Origin of the sequence: Roseovarius salincola, from assembly GCF_026891095.1 — a bacterium.
Classification (GTDB): Bacteria; Pseudomonadota; Alphaproteobacteria; order Rhodobacterales; family Rhodobacteraceae; genus Roseovarius; species Roseovarius salincola.
In genome coordinates, this window is sequence record NZ_JAPTNL010000009.1 from 96361 (window position 1) to 116846 (window position 20486).

Here is a 20486-nt window from a genome sequence, read left to right on the forward strand (position 1 = left end):
GTCTGGGGCGCGAGACTAAGACTCCGTTAGCACCTGAGCGGTAAAGATCGAAACATTCTCACAGGCAGGCAGATATGACAGACCCTCACGAAACCTTCATGAATACGCTTGTGCCCATGGTGGTCGAACAGACCAGCCGGGGTGAACGGGCCTATGACATCTTCTCGCGCCTGCTCAAGGAGCGGATCATCTTCGTCAACGGGCCGGTGCATGACGGCATGTCCAGCCTGATCGTGGCACAGCTCTTGCATCTGGAGGCGGAAAATCCGTCCAAAGAGATCAGCATGTATATCAACAGCCCCGGCGGGGTGGTGACGAGCGGACTGTCGATCTATGACACGATGCAATATATCAAGCCCAAGGTCAGCACGCTGGTGATCGGGCAGGCGGCCTCGATGGGTTCGCTTCTGCTGACGGCAGGTGAAAAGGGCATGCGCTTCTCGTTGCCCAACAGCCGAATCATGGTGCACCAGCCCTCGGGCGGCTACCAAGGCCAGGCGACGGATATCATGATCCACGCCGAAGAGACGCTGAAGCTCAAGAAGCGGTTGAATCAGATCTATGTGCGCCATACAGGTCAGACCCTCAAGAAGGTCGAGGATGCGCTGGAGCGCGACAATTTCATGTCCCCCGAGGAGGCGAAAGCCTGGGGTCTGATAGATGAAATCGTCGAAAACCGGGTCAAGACCGAGGACGAGAGCAGCTGATCGCCCGCCCTTTGAGATGCAGGCGATCGCCAGCCATTTTGACATTGTGGAGCACCACCACCTGTCTTAAGCTGGCGTGGAAGGGATCAAGAGACCGCCCCCGAGGGGGCGGGAAACTGCTGGGCACAGCCCGAAAGGTACGCAATGTCGAATAACTCTGGCGGCGACAGCAAAAACACCCTCTATTGCAGCTTCTGCGGCAAAAGCCAGCACGAGGTGCGCAAGCTGATCGCTGGCCCCACGGTGTTCATCTGCGACGAATGCGTCGAACTGTGCATGGACATCATCCGCGAGGAAACCAAGAGCGCGGGGCTGAAATCCAGCGAGGGCGTGCCGACGCCACAGGAAATCTGCGAGGTTCTGGACGATTACGTGATCGGTCAGGCGATGGCCAAGCGGGTGCTGTCTGTCGCGGTGCATAACCACTACAAGCGGCTCAATCACTCGGGCAAGAGCGATATCGAGCTGCAGAAATCCAACATCCTGCTGATCGGTCCGACGGGCTGCGGCAAGACTCTGCTGGCGCAGACACTGGCGCGGATTCTGGATGTGCCCTTTACCATGGCCGACGCCACCACGCTGACCGAGGCGGGCTATGTGGGCGAGGATGTCGAGAACATCATCCTCAAGCTGCTGCAATCGAGCGAATACAATGTCGAGCGCGCGCAGCGCGGCATCGTCTATATCGACGAGGTCGACAAGATCACCCGCAAATCCGAGAACCCGTCGATCACGCGCGACGTGTCGGGCGAGGGCGTGCAGCAGGCACTGCTGAAGCTGATGGAAGGCACCGTCGCCGCCGTGCCGCCGCAAGGCGGGCGCAAGCATCCCCAGCAGGAATTCCTGCAGGTCGACACGACCAATATCCTGTTCATCTGCGGTGGCGCATTCGCCGGGCTTGACCGGATCATCTCGCAGCGCGGCAAGGGCAGCGCCATGGGCTTTGGCGCCGATGTGCGCGACGTGGATGCGCGCAACACCGGCGAGGTGTTCAAGGATCTCGAACCCGAGGATCTGTTGAAATTCGGCCTGATTCCGGAATTCGTCGGCCGTCTGCCGGTCATCGCGACGCTGGAGGATCTGGACGAGGATGCGCTTGTCACCATCCTCACAGAGCCCAAGAACGCGCTGATCAAACAATACCAGCGCCTGTTCGAGCTGGAGGACTCGCAGCTGACCTTTACCGATGAGGCGCTGAAAGCGATCGCCAAGCGCGCCATCGCGCGCAAGACCGGCGCGCGCGGGCTGCGTTCCATCCTTGAGGATATCCTTCTGAACACGATGTTCGAACTGCCGGGCATGGAAGGTGTCGAAGAAGTGGTGGTCAATGAAGAGGCCGTGAATTCGGACGCCGCGCCGCTGATCATCTATGCCGACCAGAAGAAGGAAGGCGCCTCGGCGGGCTGAGCCTTTCGCAGGGCTGGCGCGGCCTGTTCGCGCCCTGCCGCCACAGACAAACGGCCTGAGCCTGTCGCGGATCCCGCGGCAGGTTTTTTGCATTCCGGGGGGCGGGCCATTCATCATGGCCTCTATGGCAAGGGAGACGGGCATGCGGATTCGCACCGGTTTCAAGGATGAGCGCACCGCCATCATCGGGCTTTTTACCAGCGCGTTTTCGGAGTCCGAAGGCCCAGAGGAGGGGCGCGCAATCGGCCAGTTGGCAGAGACGCTGCTGGACCGGACCCCGCCGCAGGACATCCTCGTCCTATCGGCCTGGCGCGACGGGGCGATCACGGGCTGCATCATGTTAACGCGTCTGACATTCGACGGCGAGCCGCGCGAGGTGTTCCTGATGGCGCCGGTCGCGGTGGCGACCGTGTGGCAAGGCCAGGGGATCGGGCAGGCACTGATATCGCATGGCATCGACGTGCTGCGCGGTCGCGGCGTGGACGTGGCGGTGACCTATGGCGACCCAGCCTATTATGCCCGGACAGGGTTTCAGCCGGTATCGCAGGAGGTGGTGCCGGCTCCGCTGCCGCTCAGCCAGCCGGAGGGCTGGCAGGCGCAATCGCTGAATGACCGGGGGCTTGAGCCGATGGCGGGGCGGGCGACATGCGTCGCTGCCTTCGACAATCGCGATTACTGGTAAGCCTTGCGCCTGGGCGCAGCGCATTCGTGGCGCACGCATGCATCGCCTACTGGACCTTTGCCGCCAATTGCGCCATATCAGGGGGCAACTTATCGGAGGTTCCCATGGGCATTCTCAACACCCTTCTGCGTGCGGTCACTTGGTGGAACGGGCAGACGCTCAATACCCAGTTCTATACGTGGCGCAAGGGCGTGAAGGTGGGCGAGGACGAACAGGGCAACATCTTTTACCGCTCGCGCGAGGGCGACCGGCGCTGGGTCATATTCAATGGCGAGGCCGAGGCCAGCCGGATCGGCGCCGACTGGCATGGCTGGCTGCACCGGACCTATGACGAGCCGCCCTCGGAAACGCCGCTGGCGCACAAGCCTTGGGAAAAGCCGCATGAGGAAAACCTGACGGGCACGGCGCTGGCCTATGCCCCGGCGGGGTCGATCCGCCGCGCCCAACCGGTGGAGCGGCGCGATTACGAGGCGTGGACGCCGGAATAAGGGCGCGTTTGATATGTCGGAAAGTACTACGGAAGTGATCGTCGGCGGGGCCGTTCTGGCCGCCGCCATCGGGTTTCTGGTCTATGCCGGGCAGGTCACCGGGTTTTCGAGCGGGCAGAGCGAGTATGCGCTGAGCGCCAGTTTCCGCAGCGCCGACGGTGTCGATGTGGGCACCGATGTGCGCATGGCGGGCGTCAAGGTGGGTCGCGTGACCGCCATTGCGCTGGACCCGGCCACCTATCGCGCGATGACGGAATTCACCGTGACCGAAGGCATCGAGGTGCCCGATGACAGTGCGGTTGCGGTCAGCTCCGAGGGGCTTTTGGGGGGCAATTACGTCGAGATCCTGCCCGGTGGCTCGCCGTTCTATTTCGAACCTGGGGATGAGATCGAATTCACCCAGAGTTCGGTAAGCCTTGTGTCGCTGCTGATGAAATTCGTCACCGGCGACGACGAGGGCACGGCGGAATGAGCCTGCGCGCGGCCATCCTTGGCCTCATGCTGATCCTGCCGACGGGGTTGGCGGCGCAGCAGCAGGCGCAGGACGTGTCGGTCGGAACAGGCGCGGTGCTGCGCGGTCTTGACAAGATCAACGGAACATCGGTCGATCTGACGCTGGCCGCGGGGGAATCCGGGTCGTTGGGCAAGCTGGAGGTTACGCTGCATGAATGCCGCTACCCGTCAGAAGACGCCGCAGCGGACGCCTTTGCCTTTCTTGAGGTGCAGGATCCCAATAGCGATACGCCGATCTTCGAGGGTTGGATGATCGCCACGTCGCCGGCGCTCAACGCGATGGAGCACGCGCGCTATGATGTCTGGGTGCTGCGTTGCAGGACCGAGTAGGGGTCGCCACATAGCCGTTCCCCGAGGATCGAGGCAGGCTGCGAAAGGGCGTGGCGCAGATGCGCGCGATACTGGGCGCGGGTGATTTCAATCGCGCCCATCGAGGCCAGGTGCGGCGTGATGAACTGCGTGTCAAAAAGGGTGAAACCACAGCGGCGCAGGTGATCGCAGAGGTGAACCAGCGCCAGTTTCGAGGCGTCCGTGCGCCGCGAGAACATGCTTTCGCCAAAGAACGCACTGCCCAGCACCACGCCGTAAACCCCGCCCGCCAGATCGCCCTCCTGCCATATCTCGAGCGAATGCGCATGCCCCATCCGGTGCAGCGCCAGATAGAGCCGGCGGATTTCGGCGTTGATCCAGGTTTCGGCGCGGTCGGCGCAGGCGTCGAGCACACCCGCGAAATCCGTATCCAGCGTTACCCCGTAGTCGCCGCGCCGCATCCGGCGCGCCAGCGAGCGCGAGACGTGAATTCCACCGAGCGGCAGAATCCCGCGGTGATGCGGGTCGACCCAGAAGATTTCCGGGTCGTCGCGATGCTCGGACATCGGGAACACCCCGGCACCATAAGCCTGAAGCAGGAGGTCGGGGGTTAGCGGGGGGATCGTTTCACTCATGAGAATTCGCGGCGTTTCTGCGTTGGCGGCGGGGGTGGCGTTAATCCTTCACTACCCTTTGCGGTGTTAGACCGGCAAGAGCATCACGGCGAAGGGACCATAAGATGATTGTTCACGATCACACACCGGCGGGGGCATTCGCCGATGGGAATGTCATGATGGCGAACCGGGCACAGGCGCGCCATGCGATGCTGGTGGATGGTTTCCGCCATGTGATCGCGGATTCGGCGGTGCTGTTGCTGGGGGCCGGTGACGGGCGCTGGTGCTACAGCTTTGCGGCGGCCGGGGCGCTGCGGGTCGTCGGGGTCGAGCCAAACGCGGAGCTGGTGGCGCAGTTCGGCAATCAGCCCGAGCTGGGCCTGCGCGAACGGATCGAGCTGCGCTGCGCCGATCCGGTGGCGGAGGCTGCGGGCGAAGCCGCGGCGGAACGGCGCCATGACGTGATCGCGCTGATGGATGTGCTGGAAGGGCGGGCCGACCTTGACCACTTGTTCAGGGCGCTGGCGCAGCTTGAGCCCAAGCTGGTGATCGGCGACGGGCTGTTCGCGGTCACGCAGGAGCCGATGCTGCTGCTTGATGGCGCCCGCCGCCCGATGCCGGGCCATGCAGGGCTGCGCCTTGTCCCGAGCCGGGGCGCGATCGCGCTGCTGGCGCGCCGTTCGGGGTTCGACATCGACTGGATCGACTGGCGTGCCATCGCGGGCGCGGCGCGCAGCGGGATATCGGATTACTATCAGGCCGGCACGCAGTGCCGGGCAAGTTTCACGCTGATCCCGCAGGAGTGAGGCGCGCGCCTCAGCCCTGAAGATTGGTGGCCAGCCACTTTTCCAGCCAGTGGATGTTGTAATTGCCCGACTGGATGTCGGGTTCCTGCAACAGCGCGTGGAACAGAGGCACCGTGGTATCGACCCCATCCACGATCAGCTCGCCCAAGGCGCGGTTCAGGCGCGTGAGGGCAGCGTTGCGATCGCGGCCATGCACGATCAGCTTGCCGATCAGCGAATCGTAATAGGGGGGGATCGTGTAGCCGTCATAAAGCGCCGAATCGATCCGCACGCCCAGCCCGCCAGGCGCGTGGAACTGCGTGATACGACCGGGGCGCGGTGCGAAATCGGGCAGTTTCTCGGCATTGATGCGCACTTCGATGGCGTGGCCGTTGATCACCAGGTCCTCTTGCATGAAGGACATCGGGTGCCCTTCGGCGACGCGGATCTGTTCCTGCACGAGATCGACCCCGAAGATCGCCTCGGTCACGGGATGTTCCACCTGGAGGCGGGTGTTCATCTCGATGAAGTAGAACTCGCCGTCCTCGTAGAGAAATTCGATCGTGCCCGCGCCGGTATAGTTGATCGCGGCCACGGCATCGGCGCAGGTCTTGCCGATGCGCGCGCGTTCCTCTTCGGTGATGCAGGGGCCGGGGGCCTCTTCAAGCACCTTCTGATGGCGGCGCTGGAGCGAGCAGTCGCGCTCGCCCAGATGCACGGCGCGGCCCTTGCCGTCGCCGAAAACCTGGATCTCGATATGGCGCGGCTTCTGGAGGTACTTCTCGATATAGACTTCGTCATTGCCGAACGCAGCCTTCGATTCGGAGCGCGCGGTCATGAATGCCTTTTCCATGTCGGCGGCGGTCTCGGCCACTTTCATGCCGCGCCCGCCACCACCGGCGGTGGCCTTGATGATCACGGGGTAGCCGATTTCCTCGCCGAGGCGGCGGGCCTCGTCGAGCGTGGGGACACCCCCGTCCGAGCCGGGCACGCAGGGCACGCCAAGCGCCTTCATGGTGTCCTTCGCGGTGATCTTGTCACCCATGACGCGGATATGTTCGGCGGTCGGGCCGATGAAGGTCAGGTCGTGATCCTCGACGATCTGCACGAAATTGGCGTTCTCGGACAGAAAGCCGTAGCCCGGATGGATCGCCTGCGCGCCGGTGACTTCGCAGGCGGCGATGATCGCGGGGATCGACAGGTAGCTTTCTGTGCTTGGGGGCGGGCCGATGCAGACGGATTCGTCGGCCATGCGCACATGCATCGCATCGGCATCGGCGGTGGAATGCACCGCGACTGTCTGAATGCCCATTTCGCGCGCGGCGCGGATCACACGAAGCGCGATCTCGCCGCGGTTTGCTACCAGGATCTTGTCGAACATGCGCAGGGGCCCTTATTCGATGATCATCAGGGGCGCGCCGTATTCGACGGCGGCGCCATCCTCGACGAGGATGCGCTTGACGGTGCCGCCGCGCGGAGCGGGGATGTGGTTCATGGTTTTCATCGCCTCGACGATCAGGAGGGTGTCGCCCTCGGCCACCTGGTCGCCGACGCTGACGAAGGAGGGCGCACCGGGTTCGGCCTGCATGTAGATCGTGCCGACCATCGGTGAGGTCACGGCGCCGGGATGGCTGGCGGGATCCTCGCCCGCGCCCGCATCGCCCGAAGGGCCGCCCGGTGCCACGGGGCCAGAGGCCGGGGCCGTGGGCGCCGGCAGAGCGGCGGGGCCGGGTGCCGGGGCGGTGACGTGGCTGACGATTTCCTGTTTGCGGCTGACACGCACGCTGAGCGCGTCATGATCACCATATTCGCGCTTGACCTGCAGTTCCGTGAGGTCGTTCTCGTTCAGGAGTTCGGCCAGGGCTTTGATGAAGGTCACGTCTGAGTCATGGGTCTTGTTCGACATTTGGGTCCTCGAACGTTGGCGGTGGACGCCGCCGCGCCACCGCGTTTTTGATTTTGGCCGCTTATAGGCCATGCAGAGGGCTGAGAAAAGCGGTCAATTCCCCTGTAAACTGGGCCAGTTTGTCAGCGTTTGCGAGGGGAAAAGCACCGAAACGGCACCCCGCGTCAAGATCAGAGCGGCATCCCCGAGAGTTTGGCGACGAGTTCGGCCAGTTTGCGCGCCTGGAACTTGTCGAGGAGGCGGGCGCGATAGACTTCGATGGTGCGATAGCTGAGCCCCAGTTCAAGGCCGATTTCCTTGGATGTCATGCCCCGGCAGGTCAGGATGGCGACCTCGCGCTCGCGCTGGGTCAGTTCCACAAGGGGGCGTTCCTCGGAGAGGTCGGTAAAGGACCAGATGCCGCGGCGAAACGGGTCTTCGGGCGTGACGGACTGGCCGCGCGCACGACACCAGAACAGCGTGCCGTCGCGGCGTTTCATCACCCGCTCGTCGCTGTAGCGTCCGGTCTCGCGCATGATGGCCAGCGCGCGTTCGCCGATCCGGCTGTAATCTTCGATCGAGGGGTAGTAGCGCGCCAGTGGCACATCGGTGAAATCCGCCGCTTTGCCACCGAAGGTCGCCGCGAATTGCAGGTTGCAGCGGCGGATGATGCGGTTCTCCAGCAGCGTCAGCCCGACCGGGGCATGTTCGAAGGCGAGGGCGTCGATTTCCATCGCGCAAGTATGCCTGCTGGTGCGGGATGATCCAAGAGCGGCGTTGAGATCGGGGGCCGCGCGGCCCTTGGGCGATATCCTTGTCATCGCGGTCCGAAGGGCTTAGATGCGCTTTATGCGGTCGCAGCCTACCCGCTCAAAACAAGGACTGGACATCATGAAGACCATTGTCATCTGCTCTGGCGGGCTGGACTCCGTCTCGCTTGCCCACAAGGTCGCCGCCGAACAGGATTTGGCGGGGCTGCTGTCGTTCGATTATGGCCAGCGCCACGCCAAAGAGCTGGACTTCGCCCGGCTCTGCGCCGAGCGTCTGGATGTGGCGCATCGTGTGGTCGACCTGCGCGGCGTCGGGGCGGCGCTTTCGGGGTCGGCGCTGACCGATGATGTGGATGTGCCCGACGGGCATTACGCCGAGGAAACCATGAAGGCGACGGTCGTGCCCAACCGCAACGCGATCATGCTGGCGGTAGGGTTCGGCATGGCGGCGGCCGAAGGCGCGGATGCGGTGGCCGTGGCCGTGCATGGCGGCGATCACTTCATCTATCCCGACTGCCGTCCCGGTTTCATCGACGCCTTTCAGGCGATGGAAACGAGGGCGCTTGAGGGCGTGGCGGATGTCACGCTTCATGCGCCGTTCGTGCAGATATCCAAGGCCGATATCGTGCGTGAGGGCGCGCGCCACGGCACGCCGTTTGCGCTGACATGGTCCTGCTACAAGGGCGGCGAGGTTCACTGCGGGCGCTGCGGCACCTGTGTCGAGCGGCGCGAGGCGTTTCACCTGGCCGGGATAGAGGATCCGACAACCTATGCGGACCCGGATTTCTGGCGCGAAACCGTGGGGGTGGCGTGATGTATACGATCACCAAGGAGTTCCATTTCTCGGCCTCGCACCAGTTGTTCGGCCTGCCCGACGATCATCAATGCGCGCGCCTGCACGGGCATAACTACATTGTCGTCGTGGAATTGCGCGCAGAGGAATTGAACCGGCACGGGTTCGTGCGCGATTATCACGATCTGGCGGCGTTGAAGCGCTATATCGACGACGAGCTGGATCACCGGCATCTCAACGATGTGCTGGGTGACGACTGCGTCACGGCCGAGCGCATGGCGAAACATTTCTTTCAGTGGTGCCAGGCGCAATGGCCCGAGGTGTCGGCGGTGCGCGTGAGCGAGACGCCCAAGACATGGGCGGAGTATCGGCCGTGAGCGACGAAACCCCGCTGCGCGTGTCCGAGATATTCGGCCCGACGATTCAGGGCGAAGGCGCGCTGATCGGCGTGCCGACGGTCTTCGTGCGCCTTGGCGGGTGCGATTATCGCTGTTCGTGGTGCGACAGCCTGCATGCGGTGGACAGCGCCTATCGCGAAAGCTGGACACCGATGAGCGCCGGGGCGGTCATGGAGGAGGTCGCGCGCCTGTCGGGCGCACGGCCCCTGCTGGTGTCGCTGTCGGGCGGGAACCCGGCGATCCAGCCCTTGGGCGGGTTGATCGGGATGGGCCATGAAAAGGGCTATTGTTTCGCGCTGGAGACGCAAGGGTCGGTGGCGCGCGAATGGTTCGGTGATCTGGACATGCTGGTGCTGAGCCCCAAGCCGCCATCGAGCGCGATGGAGGTGGATTGGGCCGCCTTTCAGGCATGTGTCGATGCCGGGCGCGGCGCGGATATGGTGATGAAAATCGTGATCTTCGACGAGACCGATTACCAATGGGCGCGCAACGTGGCGGCGCGCTATCCGCAATTGCCGCTGTTCTTGCAGCCGGGCAACCACACGCCGCCGCCGCCGGATGACGATCATGCATCGGTCGATCAGGCGGGCGTGGATGAGCGGATGCGCTGGCTGGTGGACAAGGTCACGCAGGATGGATGGTTTCAGGCGCGGGTCTTGCCGCAATTGCATGTAATGTTGTGGGGCAACAAGCGCGGCGTATGACGGGAAAGACGATATGAGCGACGATATCTACAAGGATCTCAAGCAATTGGGCGGCATGGCGGCGATGCCGCAAAGCCCCGATGAGGCCGAACTGGAGCGGGTCAGGAACCCGCAGGCGGATGTGGCCTATAACGTGCGTTTCACAGCGCCCGAGTTCACTTCGCTCTGTCCGATGACAGGGCAGCCGGATTTCGCGCATCTGGTGATCGATTACGTGCCGGGTGAATGGCTGGTGGAAAGCAAGTCGCTCAAGCTGTTCCTGGGCAGCTTTCGCAATCACGGCGCCTTTCACGAGGATTGCACCGTGACCATCGCGCGCCGCCTGACCGATTTCCTCGAGCCGAAATGGCTGCGGATCGGGGGATATTGGTATCCGCGCGGCGGCATTCCCATTGATGTATTCTACCAGACCGGAGACATGCCCGACGGGGTCTGGATTCCCGATCAGGGGGTTGCACCTTATCGCGGGCGCGGCTGACATGAAAAGGGCGCCGCGCTGTTTGGCGCGACGCCCCGGTCTCATTCTGTCGTATCAGGGGCAGCGGGCACGGTAATAGGTGCCGTCGCCACGCGCATAGGCGCAGGTGTTGTTGTCGCGGTTGCGCGCCACCAGCGCGCCCGCGCCGGCGCCTGCCAGTGTGGAAACCACTGTCCAATTGTCACTTGCGCCAAGCGCCTTGGCGGTGATCAGCCCCAGGCTGCCGCCGATCGCCGCGCCTGCGGCCTGGCGTTCCTGTTCTGCTGTCATGCAGCCGGTCAGCACAAGGCTGGCGGCGCAAGCGGTGGCAAGAAGAATCTTTTGCATTCCATGAACCTCTCTTTGAATTGGTTTGGTCGAAGGCCACTGCAGCTTAGCACGCTGGCGCGGGTCGTGCAGCCCTGACGGCTCAGACAATGGGTGGCGGCGGCTTGCGCTTGGCGCCCGACAGGGCGTTGCCGGCGATGGCGGCAAGCAGGATCGCACCGCCCAGAAGTGTATGCGTGGTGGCGGTTTCGCCCAGCACCAGCCAGACCCAGATCGGGCCAAGCACCACTTCGGCCAGCGAAAGCAGCGTCAGTTCCACCGCCGGCACCGTCTTTGAGCCGATGGTATAAAGGATAAGCCCGGCGCCGACCTGAAACACCCCCATGCCCAGCGACAGCCCGGTATCATGGGGCGAAAGCACCAGAGGCAAGCCCGCGCCGAGGCAGATCGCCCCCATGATCGGCACGGCGAACAGTCCCGACAGGAAAACCGCCGGCATCATTTCGCCTGCCCGCCCCCATCTGAGCGCCACGGTGAAGACCGCGAAGCCCGTCGCCGAGCCAAGCGCGGCCAGATTCCCCCTGAGCGCCGAATCACCGGTCTTGTCCCAGACCATCACCACGATCCCGGCGCAGGCCACGGCGATCGCCACCCATGTCTGGGGGCGCACGGATTCGCGCAGGATCACCCGGCCAAGCACCGCTGCCAGCAAGGGCGCGCTGGCGAAGAGCAGCATCGCGTTGGCGACCGAGGTGGTCTGAACCGCGTAGATCCCGCCGGTATAGGCCGCGACCAGCGCAAGCCCGGCGATCACGCCGGGCAGACCGGTTGCGCGCGCCAGCGCAAAGGGGCAGCGGCCGGTGCGCAGGCGGATCACCACATAAAGCAGCAGCGCCAGGCTGATCGAGCGATAAAACAGGATCTGCCAGACGAGCGCCTCTTCCATCAGGCGGATACCCAAGCCCACGGTCGACCACAGCACCCCTGCGCAGAAGACCATGGCGATGCCACGCAGATCGCGCTGCGGCAGGATCAGGGCGGCATGGGTCAAAGGGCGTCTTCCTCCTCGGGGATTTGCTGGGGCAGGGGGCTGCCGGGAACGAACACCCCTTCGGCGACGATGGCGGGGTCGGACGTGTCGCGCCCGGCGCGCAATTCGCGATAGCCAAGGTAAAGCCCGCTGCCGACGATCAGCGCCATGCCGATCAGCGTGTTGACGGGCGGAAGTTCATCCCAGAGCGCATAGCCCAGAAGCCCCGCGAATGGAAGGTAGGTATAGTCGAATGGCGCCACCAGGCTGGCATTGGCCACCTGATAGGCGCGCGACAGGAGCATGTAGCCCGCCATTCCCAGAAGCCCCAGCAACGCGAGCCCCGGCAGATCGGCGAGCGACACCGGCACGGGCGGCCAGGCAAGATGCGGGAAGCCCGCTGCCGACGGGACGATCTGGTTGAAGGCCCAGCCCATCGGCAGGATCATCAGGCCCGAGAAACCCAGCGTGTAAAGCCCCACGGTCAGCGTGCTTTCGCGGTCGCCGATGCGCCGGGCGATGATCTGCGAGGCGGCATAGGTGACGGCGCAGGTCAGTGGCAACACCGCGACCCAGGAAAATGCCTCGCCCGCAGGGTTCATCGCAACGATCACGCCCGCGAACCCCACCGCCAAGGCCCAGCCCCGGTGTATGCCGATGGTCTCCTTGAGAAAGACCGTGGCCATCAGGGCGGTGATCAGCGGCGCCGAGAAGAAGATCGTCGTCACTTCGGCCAGCCCCATGAACGGAAAGGCGGCGTAGAACATCGAAAACCCCAGCGTGAAGAGCGCCGCGCGCGCCATGTGCAGCGGCCAGAGCGGCGTGCGCAGCCGGTGCGGCGCGCCCAGGAGCGCCACCAGCGGCAAAAGCAAAAGCACCGACACAACCGCCCGCGCGAAGATCAATTGCCAGACCGGATAGCTGTCCAGCATGGTTTTCATCATCGCGTCCTGAGCGACGAAGAACAGCATCCCGATTTCGACACAGAGAATGCCGTGCAGCGCACGGGAGGGCAGTCTCGGGCTGTCGGGTGCCAGCAACGACATGGAGGCTCATCCGCATGTTAATGGTGGAGGCGCCGGGTCTGTTGGCACCGTGCCGGTAACAATAGGGCGATAGCGACGCGGGTCTCGCTTGTTTGCGACAAAAAAGGAAACCCCCGCAGGGCAGGGGCCATGCGGGGGTGGCGACCGTCGCGCCATATGCGGGTTGGTCAGCGGTTGCGGCGGTTCTCGATCAGGTCGTCCACCACGCCGGGATCGGCGAGGGTCGAGGTGTCGCCGAGGCTGCCATAATCGTTCTCGGCGATCTTGCGCAGGATGCGGCGCATGATCTTTCCCGAGCGGGTCTTGGGCAGGCCGGGTGCCCACTGGATGAGGTCGGGCTTGGCGATCGGGCCGATCTCCGAGCGCACCCAGGCCTCGAGCTCCTTGCGCAGCTCGTCGCTGGGTTCCTCGCCGGTCATCAGGGTGACATAGGCATAGATGCCCTGGCCCTTGATGTCGTGGGGATAGCCCACAACCGCAGCCTCGGCGACCTTGGCATGGGCGACGAGGGCTGATTCCACCTCGGCGGTGCCCATGCGGTGCCCCGAGACGTTGATCACGTCATCGACGCGTCCGGTGATCCAGTAATAGCCGTCAGCATCGCGCCGGCAGCCGTCGCCGGTGAAGTAATAGCCTTTGTATTGCTGGAAATACGTGGCTTGAAAGCGGTCATGATCGCCCCAGACGGTGCGCATCTGTCCCGGCCAGCTATCCTTGAGGGCCAGCACGCCCGAGGCTTCGGTCGTGGTGATCTCCTTGCCGGATTCGGTTTCCAGAACCACCGGTTGGACCCCGATGAAGGGTTTGGTCGCAGAGCCGGGCTTGGTGGCGATGGCGCCGGGCAGTGGCGTGATCAGGTGACCGCCGGTTTCGGTCTGCCAGAAGGTGTCGACGATGGGGCAGTTCCCCTTGCCGACCACCTCGTTATACCAGTTCCATGCCTCGGGGTTGATCGGTTCGCCAACGGTGCCGAGCACCTTGAGATCGGAAAGGTCGTATCCTTCGACGAATTCGTTGCCCTGGCCCATCAGCGCGCGGATCGCGGTGGGGGCGGTGTAGAACTGGTTGACCTTGTGCTTTTCGCACACCGCCCAGAACCGCCCGGCATCGGGATAGGTGGGCACGCCCTCGAACATCAGCGTGGTCGCGCCATTGGCCAGCGGACCATAGACGATATAGCTGTGGCCGGTGACCCAGCCGACATCAGCGGTGCACCAGAACACGTCGCCCTCGTGATAGTCGAAGGTCAGCTCGTGCGTCATCGCCGCCCAGACAAGATAGCCGCCCTGGCTGTGCACGACGCCCTTGGGCTGGCCGGTGGAGCCGCTGGTATAGAGGATGAACAGCGGGTCTTCGGCGTTCATTTCCACGGGCGGGCAGTCGGCATCAACCTTTTCCAATTCCTCATGCAGCCAGTAATCGCCTTCCGAGCGCCAGGCGATCTGGTCGCCGGTGCGGCGCACCACGAGGCATTTCACATCGTCCACGTCATGCAGCAAGGCCTGGTTGACGTTGTCCTTGAGCTTGGTCTTGCGCCCGCCGCGCGGGGCGGAATCGGCGGTGATCACCAGCTTGGCGTCGCAGCCGTTGATCCGCGCGCCAAGCGCATCGGGCGAGAACCCGGCGAAGACGATGGAATGGATCGCGCCGATCCGCGCGCAGGCCAGCATCGCATAGGCGGCCTCGGGGATCATCGGCAGGTAGATCACGACCCGGTCGCCCTTCTTGATGCCGAGATTCTTGAACACGTTCGCCATCTTGCAGACGTTTTCGTGCAATTCGCGGTAGGTGATGTGGCGAGCCTCGTCGCCCGGCTCGTCGGGCTCCCAGATGATCGCAGTCTGATCGCCACGGGTTTCCAGATGGCGGTCAACGCAATTGGCCGCAACGTTGAGCGTGCCGTCCTCGAACCATTTGATCGAGACGCTGCCGAAGTTGAAATCCACATTCTTCACCTTGGTGAAGGGCTTCATCCAGTCGATGCGCTTGCCATGTTCGGCCCAGAAGGCCTCGGGATCGTTGATCGAGGCGGCATAGAGGTCTTCATAACGGTCGGCGTCCACATGGGCCCCGGCGGCGAATTCTTTGGAGGGGGGATATATCTTGTCGGACATGTCTGGCCTTTACGTTCTTGAAGTTCGCAGAAAGGGTAGGGGCCTGCCAGCGCTTATGCAAGCGCCGCCAGGACCGGGAGGCGCGTTCAGATCGCCAGGTATTCGGCGCGCAGCTCTTCGTTCTCCAGCACCTCGGAAGCGGTGCCGTCGAACACGATCGAACCGGTGTCGAGAATCACGGCGCGGTCGGCGAGTTCCAGCGCGCGCACCGCGTTCTGCTCGACAAGGATCGTGGTGATGCCCTGTTCCTTGATCAGGCGCAGGGTCTTTTCGATCTCGTCCACGATCACCGGGGCCAGCCCTTCATAGGGTTCGTCGAGCAACAAGACCTTGATGTCGCGCGCCAGCGCGCGGGCCACGGCCAGCATCTGCTGTTCGCCGCCCGACAGGGTCACGCCTTCCTGGCGGCGCCGTTCGGCGAGCCGGGGAAAGAGCTCGTAAAGGCGCTCGAGCGACCAACCAACGGGCGGAGCGATCTGCGCCAGTTCGAGGTTCTCCTCGACGGTGAGGCCGGGAATGACGCAGCGGTCCTCGGGAACGAGGGAGATACCGGCGGCGGCGGCCTCGTGGCTCTTCATGTTGTGAAGCGCCTGGTGATCGAGCCAGATTTCGCCGTGGTTCAGCTGCGGGCTGTCCATCCGCGCGATGGCGCGCAGCGTCGTCGTCTTGCCCGCGCCGTTGCGGCCCAGAAGCGCGAGGATCTCGCCTTCGTGGACGTTGAAGTTGATCCCCTGGACGATATAGCTTTCGCCGTAATAGGCCTGCATTTCCCAGACCGAAAGGAAGGCCGGGGCGGTTTCGGCGTAGTTCTTGCCCTTGGAGAAGTCCGGTTTGACGTTCATCTCGTGATCTCCTTCTTAGGCCGCTTCGCCGAGATAGGCTTCGCGCACCTTGGGGTGGCCCTTGATCTTTTCGGGCGTGTCTTCCACCAGCGGAGTTCCCTGCGCCAGCACGGTGATCCGTTCGGCGAGCGAGAACACAACATGCATGTCATGTTCGATGATGGCGATGGTGATGTCGCGCTCGTCCTTGATCTGCTTGAGCAGGTCGATGGTGTTGTTGGTGTCGGCCCGCGCCATGCCGGCGGTGGGCTCATCGAGCAGCAACAGCCGGGGACTCTGCGCCAGGCACATGCCGATCTCGAGGCGGCGCTTGTCGCCGCGGCTCATCGAGGCGGAGTGGAAATGGCGCTTGTCGACCATGTTGAGGTCTTCAAGCAGAGACTCGGCCTTTTCAACTACTTCTTTCTCCTGGTCGCTTCTTTCGATCGCATGCATCCGGAACGATCCGTCGCGCTTGGCGAAGATCGGGATCATCATGTTTTCCAGCACGCTGAGATCGCCGAAGATCTCGGGAGTCTGGAAGACGCGCGAGATGCCCATCTGGTTGATCTCGTAGGGTTTGCGCCCCAGCACCGACTGGCCGTCGAACATGACGCTGCCGGTATCCGGGATCAGTTTACCCACCAGCACGTTGAGCAGTGTGGACTTGCCCGCGCCGTTGGGACCGATGATGGCGTGGCAGGAGTTCTCTGCCACGCTGAGATTGACATCGCCCAGGGCCTGTAGGCCGCCGAAACGCTTGTTGACGTTCTTGACTTCGAGGATACCCATTGATCCCTCTCCTTATTCCGCAGGCGTGGACTGGCTGGACTTGTCGGATTTCTCGTCGCTTTTCTTGCGGCGGAAGAGCCGACCGATCCGCTGGCCGCCTTCGACAAGACCACCGGGCAGGAAGATAACCACGAGCATGAACAGGATGCCCAGGGTCAGGTGCCAGCCCTTTCCGATGAAGGGGTAGACAAGCGCGATCAGCGTATCCTCGAGCCCGTCGGGCATGAATGCAAACCACTTGTGCAGGATGCTCTCGTTGATTTTCGAGAAGATGTTCTCGAAATACTTGATGAAGCCCGCACCCAGAACCGGGCCGATCAGCGTGCCCGCACCGCCCAGGATGGTCATCAGCACGACTTCGCCACTGGCGGTCCACTGCATCCGCTCGGCGCCTGCAAGCGGGTCCATCGAGGCCATCAGACCACCTGCAAGCCCGGCATACATACCCGAGATCACGAAGGCCGCCAGCGCATAGGGGCGCGAGTTGAGGCCGGTATAATTCATCCGGGTCTGATTGGACTTGACTGCGCGCAGCATCATTCCGAAAGGCGAGCGGAAGATCCGGATCGCCAGATAGAAGGACAGAAGCATCAGGATCGCGCTCAGGTAATAGCCTGTGTTGAACTGGAAGTTCCAAGGGCCGAGCGCCAGTTCGTATGTCGCGCGCATCTCGGCGCCGAACAGGTTGGTGACCGGGATCGAGCCATCCGCCGTGGACGAGACGCCAAGCACCCGCGGGTCATTCAGCGTCAGTTGCAGGCCGGTTTCACCGTTGGTGATTGGTGTCAGAACCGAATAGGCGAGGTTGAAGCTCATCTGCGCGAAGGCCAGTGTGAGGATCGAGAAGTAGATCCCTGAGCGGCGCAGCGAGACGAAGCCGATCAGCAGCGCGAAGACCCCGGCGACGACGACCGACAGGAGAATGGCGGGTACAACATTCATGCTGAGCAGCTTGAACATCCAGACCGCCGAATAGCTGCCCACCCCGAGGAAGGCCGCGTGGCCGAACGAGAGGTAGCCGGTCAGACCGAACAGGATGTTGAAGCCAATCGCGAAGATGCCGAAGATCACGAAACGCTGCATCAGGTCGGGATAGCCCGCGTTGAACTGCGCCATCGCACTTTCGGCCGGAAAGGGGTTGAGGAGGAATGGCGCCAGCATGGTCAGGGCCGCCACGATGATCAGGAGTGAGGTGTCTTTCTTGTCAAGACCGAACATGGCTTAGTCCTCCATCACGCCCTTGCGGCCCATCAGGCCACGGGGACGCGTCAGCAGAATGATGATAGCAACGAGATAGATGACGATCTGGTCGATACCGGGAAAGATCGACTTGACTTCGTTCATCGAAGCGAAGCTTTCGAGGATCCCCAGAAGGAACCCGGCGAGGACGGCACCGGGCAGCGAGCCCATGCCGCCGACCACCACCACCACGAAGCTGAGCACGAGGAAATCCATGCCCATGTGGTAGTTCGGTGAATTGATCGGCGCATACATCACGCCCGCAAGCCCCGCCACCGCGGCGGCGATGCCGAACATGATGGTGAATCGGCGGTCGATGTTGATGCCCAGCAGGCCGACGGTTTCACGATCCGCCATGCCCGCGCGCACCACCATGCCGAAAGTGGTGAATTGCAGGAAGGCGAAGACCCCGCCGATGATCAACGCCGCGAAGACGAAATAGACCAGGCGCCAGTATGGATAGATGACCGCGTTGGCCTGAAAGCCGAGGAGTTCGCCGAAATCTAAGCTGCCGGTGAGGGCCGATGGCGCCGGGGTGGGGATCGGGTTGGCGCCGTAGAAATACTTGATGATCTCCTGAAGCACGATGGCGAGGCCGAAGGTCACGAGGATCTGGTCGGCATGGGGACGCTTGTAGAAGTGCTTGATTAACCCGCGCTCCATGATGAAGCCGATGGCGATCATGATCGGGATCGAGAACAGGATGGCCAGTGGCACCGCCCATTCGATGATGGTACCGCCCATTTCAGGGCCGAGCCAGGTCTCGATATAGGTTGTCTTGAACTTGAGCGGGTTGCCGAGAAAATCTGTCCGGCTTTCGTCGACAATCTCGAAGCTGAGATTGAGTATCCTCGACAATGTGACCGCGCAGAATGCGCCGATCATGAACAGCGCGCCATGCGCGAAGTTCACCACGCCCAGCGTGCCGAAGATCAGAGTCAGGCCAAGCGCGATCAGCGCATAGGCGGAACCTTTGTCCAGCCCGTTCAGGATTTGCAGAATGATAGCGTCCATTGTTCCCACCCGTGGGTTAAGAGAAGTGGTGGTTTATCCGATGGTGACGGATCGAATCCGGCCGCGCGAAACACGCGCGGCCGGACACCTTGCCGGCCTCAGGAGCCGGGGTTGCAGCTGCCGAGATTGCCGCCTGCGAACATCGGATGATCCGGTTCGTAGGTAACCTGTGCCGCGGGCGTGACTTCCACCACTTCCAGCAAGTCAAACTCGCTGGTCGGGTTCTCCTTGCCGCGCACGACCAGAACGTCCTTGAAGCACTGGTGATCCGCTGCACGATAGAGCGTCGGGCCGTTGCCCAGCCCGTCGAATTCGAAGTCTTCCAGAGCCTCGGCGACACCACAGGGGTTGAAGGTCCCCGCACGCTGACAGGCATCTGCGTAAAGCAGGGTCTGTGCGTAGCATGTCTGCGCGGCCTGGCTGGGCGGGAAGCCGTACTTCTCGCCAAAGGACTTGACGAACTGCTTGGAGCCCTCGTCCTGAAGCGACCAGTGCCAGTTGGTCGATCCGAGAATGCCCTTGACGTTCTCACCGGCACCACGGGCCATCAGACGCGAATAGAGCGGCACGACGATTTCGAAGTTCTTGCCGTTCACTTCCTTCTCACGCAGGCCGAACTGCACGGCGTTGGTCAAAGAGTTGACCATGTTCCCGCCATAATGGTTCAGAACCAGCACATCTGCGCCCGAGTTCATCACCGGCGCGATGTAGGACGAGAAGTCTGTTGCTGCCAGCGGGGTGAGGACCGTGTTCACGGTTTCCCAGCCGAGCGCCTCGGTGGCTGCGACGATGGATTCTTCCTGCGTCCAGCCCCAGGTGTAGTCAGCGGTCAGGTGATACGCCTTGCGATCCGACCCGTAGAGGCTTTGCAGCACTGGCGCCAGAGCGGCACCCGACATGTAGGCGTTGAAGAAGTGGCGGAAACCGTTGGCCTTCTTGTCCTTGCCGGTCGTGTCGTTGGAATGCGTGAGGCCAGCCATGAAGATGACGCCTGCCGATTGGCACAGATCCTGCACGGCCACGGCCACACCGGAACTGGACCCACCGGTGATCATGATCGCGCCGTCCTTCTCGATCATTGAGCGTGCGGAGGCGCGGGCTGCGTCCGATTTGGTCTGGGTGTCGCCGGTGACGAACTCGACTTTCTTGCCCAGGATGCCGTTGCCGTCGAGCTCCTTGGAGCTGAACGTGTTCATGAGGCCGCCGTCGCCGCCACCGTTCAGGTGCTCGACCGCCAGTTCATAGGCGCGCAGTTCGTCGGCGCCTTCGTCGGCATAGGGGCCGGACTGGGGCACGTTGAAGCCGAGGGTGACAGACGAACCCGTGGGCTCGTTCATGTATGCTGCGGCCGAGGATGCGGTGAAGATTGTCGGCAGCGCGACGCCGGCACCGGCAACCGCACTGGTTTTCAGCAATCCACGACGCGTGAGATTGGATTTGGACATAGATATCCTCCCATTATGAAATGCATGGGGGATACGCCTCCTCTGCGCTCCCCCACGTGGCACAGATGTGCAAATGTATTATCGCAAGATGAAAGAAAATTTCGCAACAACTGCTTTTGCATGAACGATTTTTTTGTAAAAAACTAGACAGAAAGATTGCATTTTTTGTAAAAGAATTGCAAAAA

Annotated in this window: 24 protein-coding genes; 11 read left to right on the plus strand and 13 right to left on the minus strand. The window is 62.8% G+C overall.

Features of this window, described 5'->3' with window-relative positions:
* Nucleotides 1-74 precede the first annotated feature (74 nt).
* From N5A93_RS11445 to N5A93_RS11470, 6 genes are all read left to right on the plus strand, one after another.
* The gene (locus tag N5A93_RS11445) at nt 75-707 is read left to right on the plus strand and encodes an ATP-dependent Clp protease proteolytic subunit (protein WP_268955228.1); all 633 of its coding nucleotides are present in this window, start codon (nt 75-77) and stop codon (nt 705-707) included.
* A gap of 144 nt (nt 708-851) precedes the next feature.
* Complete coding sequence (gene clpX, locus N5A93_RS11450) at nt 852-2114, plus strand: ATP-dependent Clp protease ATP-binding subunit ClpX (RefSeq protein ID WP_268955229.1); 1263 nt, start codon at nt 852-854, stop codon at nt 2112-2114.
* 142 nt (nt 2115-2256) lie between these two features.
* A complete protein-coding gene (locus N5A93_RS11455; protein WP_268955230.1) occupies nt 2257-2796 on the plus strand; it encodes a GNAT family N-acetyltransferase in 540 nt (179 codons plus the stop codon).
* 104 nt (nt 2797-2900) lie between these two features.
* Entirely contained in the window at nt 2901-3284 is a 384-nt protein-coding gene (locus tag N5A93_RS11460; protein ID WP_268955231.1) for an NADH:ubiquinone oxidoreductase subunit NDUFA12, read from the plus strand.
* Nucleotides 3285-3297: 13 nt separating this feature from the next.
* Nucleotides 3298-3756, plus strand: a complete 459-nt coding sequence (gene mlaD, locus N5A93_RS11465) for an outer membrane lipid asymmetry maintenance protein MlaD (protein ID WP_268955232.1) — start codon at nt 3298-3300, stop codon at nt 3754-3756.
* Entirely contained in the window at nt 3753-4127 is a 375-nt protein-coding gene (locus tag N5A93_RS11470; protein ID WP_268955233.1) for a DUF2155 domain-containing protein, read from the plus strand. The genes mlaD and N5A93_RS11470 overlap by 4 nt, the downstream gene beginning before the upstream one ends.
* Here the strand turns inward: N5A93_RS11470 and aat are convergent.
* Complete coding sequence (aat, locus tag N5A93_RS11475) at nt 4091-4741, minus strand: leucyl/phenylalanyl-tRNA--protein transferase (protein ID WP_268955234.1); 651 nt, start codon at nt 4739-4741, stop codon at nt 4091-4093. The two genes, N5A93_RS11470 and aat, sit on opposite strands and share 37 nt — an antisense overlap.
* A 104-nt stretch (nt 4742-4845) precedes the next feature.
* On the opposite strand from aat, the gene N5A93_RS11480 reads away from it, so the two are divergent.
* On the plus strand, nt 4846-5526 hold the full coding sequence (locus N5A93_RS11480; protein WP_268955235.1) for a class I SAM-dependent methyltransferase: 681 nt from the start codon (nt 4846-4848) through the stop codon (nt 5524-5526).
* A 10-nt stretch (nt 5527-5536) separates the two neighbouring features.
* Here N5A93_RS11480 and accC read toward each other — a convergent pair whose 3' ends face one another.
* From accC to N5A93_RS11495, 3 genes are all read right to left on the minus strand, one after another.
* A complete protein-coding gene (gene accC, locus N5A93_RS11485; protein ID WP_268955236.1) occupies nt 5537-6886 on the minus strand; it encodes an acetyl-CoA carboxylase biotin carboxylase subunit in 1350 nt (449 codons plus the stop codon).
* A 12-nt stretch (nt 6887-6898) separates the two neighbouring features.
* Complete coding sequence (gene accB, locus N5A93_RS11490) at nt 6899-7411, minus strand: acetyl-CoA carboxylase biotin carboxyl carrier protein (RefSeq protein ID WP_268955237.1); 513 nt, start codon at nt 7409-7411, stop codon at nt 6899-6901.
* 170 nt (nt 7412-7581) lie between these two features.
* Nucleotides 7582-8124 (minus strand): LuxR C-terminal-related transcriptional regulator, encoded by a 543-nt coding sequence (locus N5A93_RS11495; RefSeq protein WP_268955238.1) that lies wholly within the window; start codon nt 8122-8124, stop codon nt 7582-7584.
* A gap of 157 nt (nt 8125-8281) precedes the next feature.
* Here N5A93_RS11495 and queC point away from each other — a divergent pair, with 157 nt between their 5' ends.
* From queC to queF, 4 genes are read left to right on the plus strand one after another with little or no spacing between them, the layout of a single operon-like run.
* Nucleotides 8282-8974 carry a 7-cyano-7-deazaguanine synthase QueC gene (gene queC, locus N5A93_RS11500; RefSeq protein ID WP_268955239.1) on the plus strand — a complete coding sequence of 231 codons (693 nt, stop codon included), beginning with the start codon at nt 8282-8284 and terminating at the stop codon, nt 8972-8974.
* Entirely contained in the window at nt 8974-9330 is a 357-nt protein-coding gene (queD, locus tag N5A93_RS11505; protein ID WP_268955240.1) for a 6-carboxytetrahydropterin synthase QueD, read from the plus strand. Before queC ends, queD begins: the two co-directional genes overlap by 1 nt.
* Nucleotides 9309-10055, plus strand: coding sequence for a 7-carboxy-7-deazaguanine synthase QueE (gene queE / locus N5A93_RS11510; RefSeq protein ID WP_268955241.1), 747 nt, complete (start codon nt 9309-9311; stop codon nt 10053-10055). Before queD ends, queE begins: the two co-directional genes overlap by 22 nt.
* A 13-nt stretch (nt 10056-10068) precedes the next feature.
* Nucleotides 10069-10533 (plus strand): preQ(1) synthase, encoded by a 465-nt coding sequence (gene queF / locus N5A93_RS11515; RefSeq protein ID WP_268955242.1) that lies wholly within the window; start codon nt 10069-10071, stop codon nt 10531-10533.
* 54 nt (nt 10534-10587) lie between these two features.
* On the opposite strand, the gene N5A93_RS11520 is transcribed toward queF, so the two are convergent.
* The 9 genes from N5A93_RS11520 to N5A93_RS11560 all read right to left on the minus strand — a co-directional run bounded on the left by N5A93_RS11520 (nt 10588) and on the right by N5A93_RS11560 (nt 20301).
* Complete coding sequence (locus N5A93_RS11520; RefSeq protein ID WP_268955243.1) at nt 10588-10860, minus strand: YMGG-like glycine zipper-containing protein; 273 nt, start codon at nt 10858-10860, stop codon at nt 10588-10590.
* 82 nt (nt 10861-10942) lie between these two features.
* The gene (locus tag N5A93_RS11525; protein WP_268955283.1) at nt 10943-11800 is read right to left on the minus strand and encodes a DMT family transporter; all 858 of its coding nucleotides are present in this window, start codon (nt 11798-11800) and stop codon (nt 10943-10945) included.
* Nucleotides 11801-11847: 47 nt separating this feature from the next.
* Entirely contained in the window at nt 11848-12876 is a 1029-nt protein-coding gene (locus N5A93_RS11530) for a DMT family transporter (protein WP_268955244.1), read from the minus strand.
* A gap of 167 nt (nt 12877-13043) precedes the next feature.
* Nucleotides 13044-14990, minus strand: coding sequence for an acetate--CoA ligase (gene acs / locus N5A93_RS11535; RefSeq protein ID WP_268955245.1), 1947 nt, complete (start codon nt 14988-14990; stop codon nt 13044-13046).
* A gap of 86 nt (nt 14991-15076) precedes the next feature.
* On the minus strand, nt 15077-15832 hold the full coding sequence (locus tag N5A93_RS11540; RefSeq protein WP_268955246.1) for an ABC transporter ATP-binding protein: 756 nt from the start codon (nt 15830-15832) through the stop codon (nt 15077-15079).
* A 15-nt stretch (nt 15833-15847) separates the two neighbouring features.
* On the minus strand, nt 15848-16603 hold the full coding sequence (locus N5A93_RS11545) for an ABC transporter ATP-binding protein (protein ID WP_268955247.1): 756 nt from the start codon (nt 16601-16603) through the stop codon (nt 15848-15850).
* 12 nt (nt 16604-16615) lie between these two features.
* Nucleotides 16616-17821 (minus strand): branched-chain amino acid ABC transporter permease, encoded by a 1206-nt coding sequence (locus tag N5A93_RS11550; protein ID WP_268955248.1) that lies wholly within the window; start codon nt 17819-17821, stop codon nt 16616-16618.
* A gap of 3 nt (nt 17822-17824) precedes the next feature.
* Nucleotides 17825-18856 (minus strand): branched-chain amino acid ABC transporter permease, encoded by a 1032-nt coding sequence (locus tag N5A93_RS11555; protein ID WP_268955249.1) that lies wholly within the window; start codon nt 18854-18856, stop codon nt 17825-17827.
* Between the two features lie 98 nt (nt 18857-18954).
* On the minus strand, nt 18955-20301 hold the full coding sequence (locus N5A93_RS11560) for a substrate-binding protein (protein ID WP_268955250.1): 1347 nt from the start codon (nt 20299-20301) through the stop codon (nt 18955-18957).
* Nucleotides 20302-20486 lie beyond the last annotated feature (185 nt).

Coding starts and splice junctions, on each gene's coding strand:
- queD (WP_268955240.1), top strand. CDS start 8,974: ATGTATACGATCACCAAGGAGTTCCATTTCTCGGCCTCGCACCAGTTG.
- N5A93_RS11550 (WP_268955248.1), bottom strand. CDS start 17,821: ATGTTCGGTCTTGACAAGAAAGACACCTCACTCCTGATCATCGTGGCG.
- N5A93_RS11555 (WP_268955249.1), bottom strand. CDS start 18,856: ATGGACGCTATCATTCTGCAAATCCTGAACGGGCTGGACAAAGGTTCC.
- N5A93_RS11525 (WP_268955283.1), bottom strand. CDS start 11,800: ATGGTCTTCTGCGCAGGGGTGCTGTGGTCGACCGTGGGCTTGGGTATC.
- accB (WP_268955237.1), bottom strand. CDS start 7,411: ATGTCGAACAAGACCCATGACTCAGACGTGACCTTCATCAAAGCCCTG.
- N5A93_RS11545 (WP_268955247.1), bottom strand. CDS start 16,603: ATGGGTATCCTCGAAGTCAAGAACGTCAACAAGCGTTTCGGCGGCCTA.
- N5A93_RS11495 (WP_268955238.1), bottom strand. CDS start 8,124: ATGGAAATCGACGCCCTCGCCTTCGAACATGCCCCGGTCGGGCTGACG.
- queC (WP_268955239.1), top strand. CDS start 8,282: ATGAAGACCATTGTCATCTGCTCTGGCGGGCTGGACTCCGTCTCGCTT.
- queF (WP_268955242.1), top strand. CDS start 10,069: ATGAGCGACGATATCTACAAGGATCTCAAGCAATTGGGCGGCATGGCG.
- accC (WP_268955236.1), bottom strand. CDS start 6,886: ATGTTCGACAAGATCCTGGTAGCAAACCGCGGCGAGATCGCGCTTCGT.
- N5A93_RS11470 (WP_268955233.1), top strand. CDS start 3,753: ATGAGCCTGCGCGCGGCCATCCTTGGCCTCATGCTGATCCTGCCGACG.
- N5A93_RS11445 (WP_268955228.1), top strand. CDS start 75: ATGACAGACCCTCACGAAACCTTCATGAATACGCTTGTGCCCATGGTG.
- N5A93_RS11530 (WP_268955244.1), bottom strand. CDS start 12,876: ATGTCGTTGCTGGCACCCGACAGCCCGAGACTGCCCTCCCGTGCGCTG.
- N5A93_RS11540 (WP_268955246.1), bottom strand. CDS start 15,832: ATGAACGTCAAACCGGACTTCTCCAAGGGCAAGAACTACGCCGAAACC.
- N5A93_RS11460 (WP_268955231.1), top strand. CDS start 2,901: ATGGGCATTCTCAACACCCTTCTGCGTGCGGTCACTTGGTGGAACGGG.
- mlaD (WP_268955232.1), top strand. CDS start 3,298: ATGTCGGAAAGTACTACGGAAGTGATCGTCGGCGGGGCCGTTCTGGCC.
- N5A93_RS11560 (WP_268955250.1), bottom strand. CDS start 20,301: ATGTCCAAATCCAATCTCACGCGTCGTGGATTGCTGAAAACCAGTGCG.
- N5A93_RS11520 (WP_268955243.1), bottom strand. CDS start 10,860: ATGCAAAAGATTCTTCTTGCCACCGCTTGCGCCGCCAGCCTTGTGCTG.
- acs (WP_268955245.1), bottom strand. CDS start 14,990: ATGTCCGACAAGATATATCCCCCCTCCAAAGAATTCGCCGCCGGGGCC.
- clpX (WP_268955229.1), top strand. CDS start 852: ATGTCGAATAACTCTGGCGGCGACAGCAAAAACACCCTCTATTGCAGC.
- N5A93_RS11455 (WP_268955230.1), top strand. CDS start 2,257: ATGCGGATTCGCACCGGTTTCAAGGATGAGCGCACCGCCATCATCGGG.
- queE (WP_268955241.1), top strand. CDS start 9,309: ATGGGCGGAGTATCGGCCGTGAGCGACGAAACCCCGCTGCGCGTGTCC.
- N5A93_RS11480 (WP_268955235.1), top strand. CDS start 4,846: ATGATTGTTCACGATCACACACCGGCGGGGGCATTCGCCGATGGGAAT.
- aat (WP_268955234.1), bottom strand. CDS start 4,741: ATGAGTGAAACGATCCCCCCGCTAACCCCCGACCTCCTGCTTCAGGCT.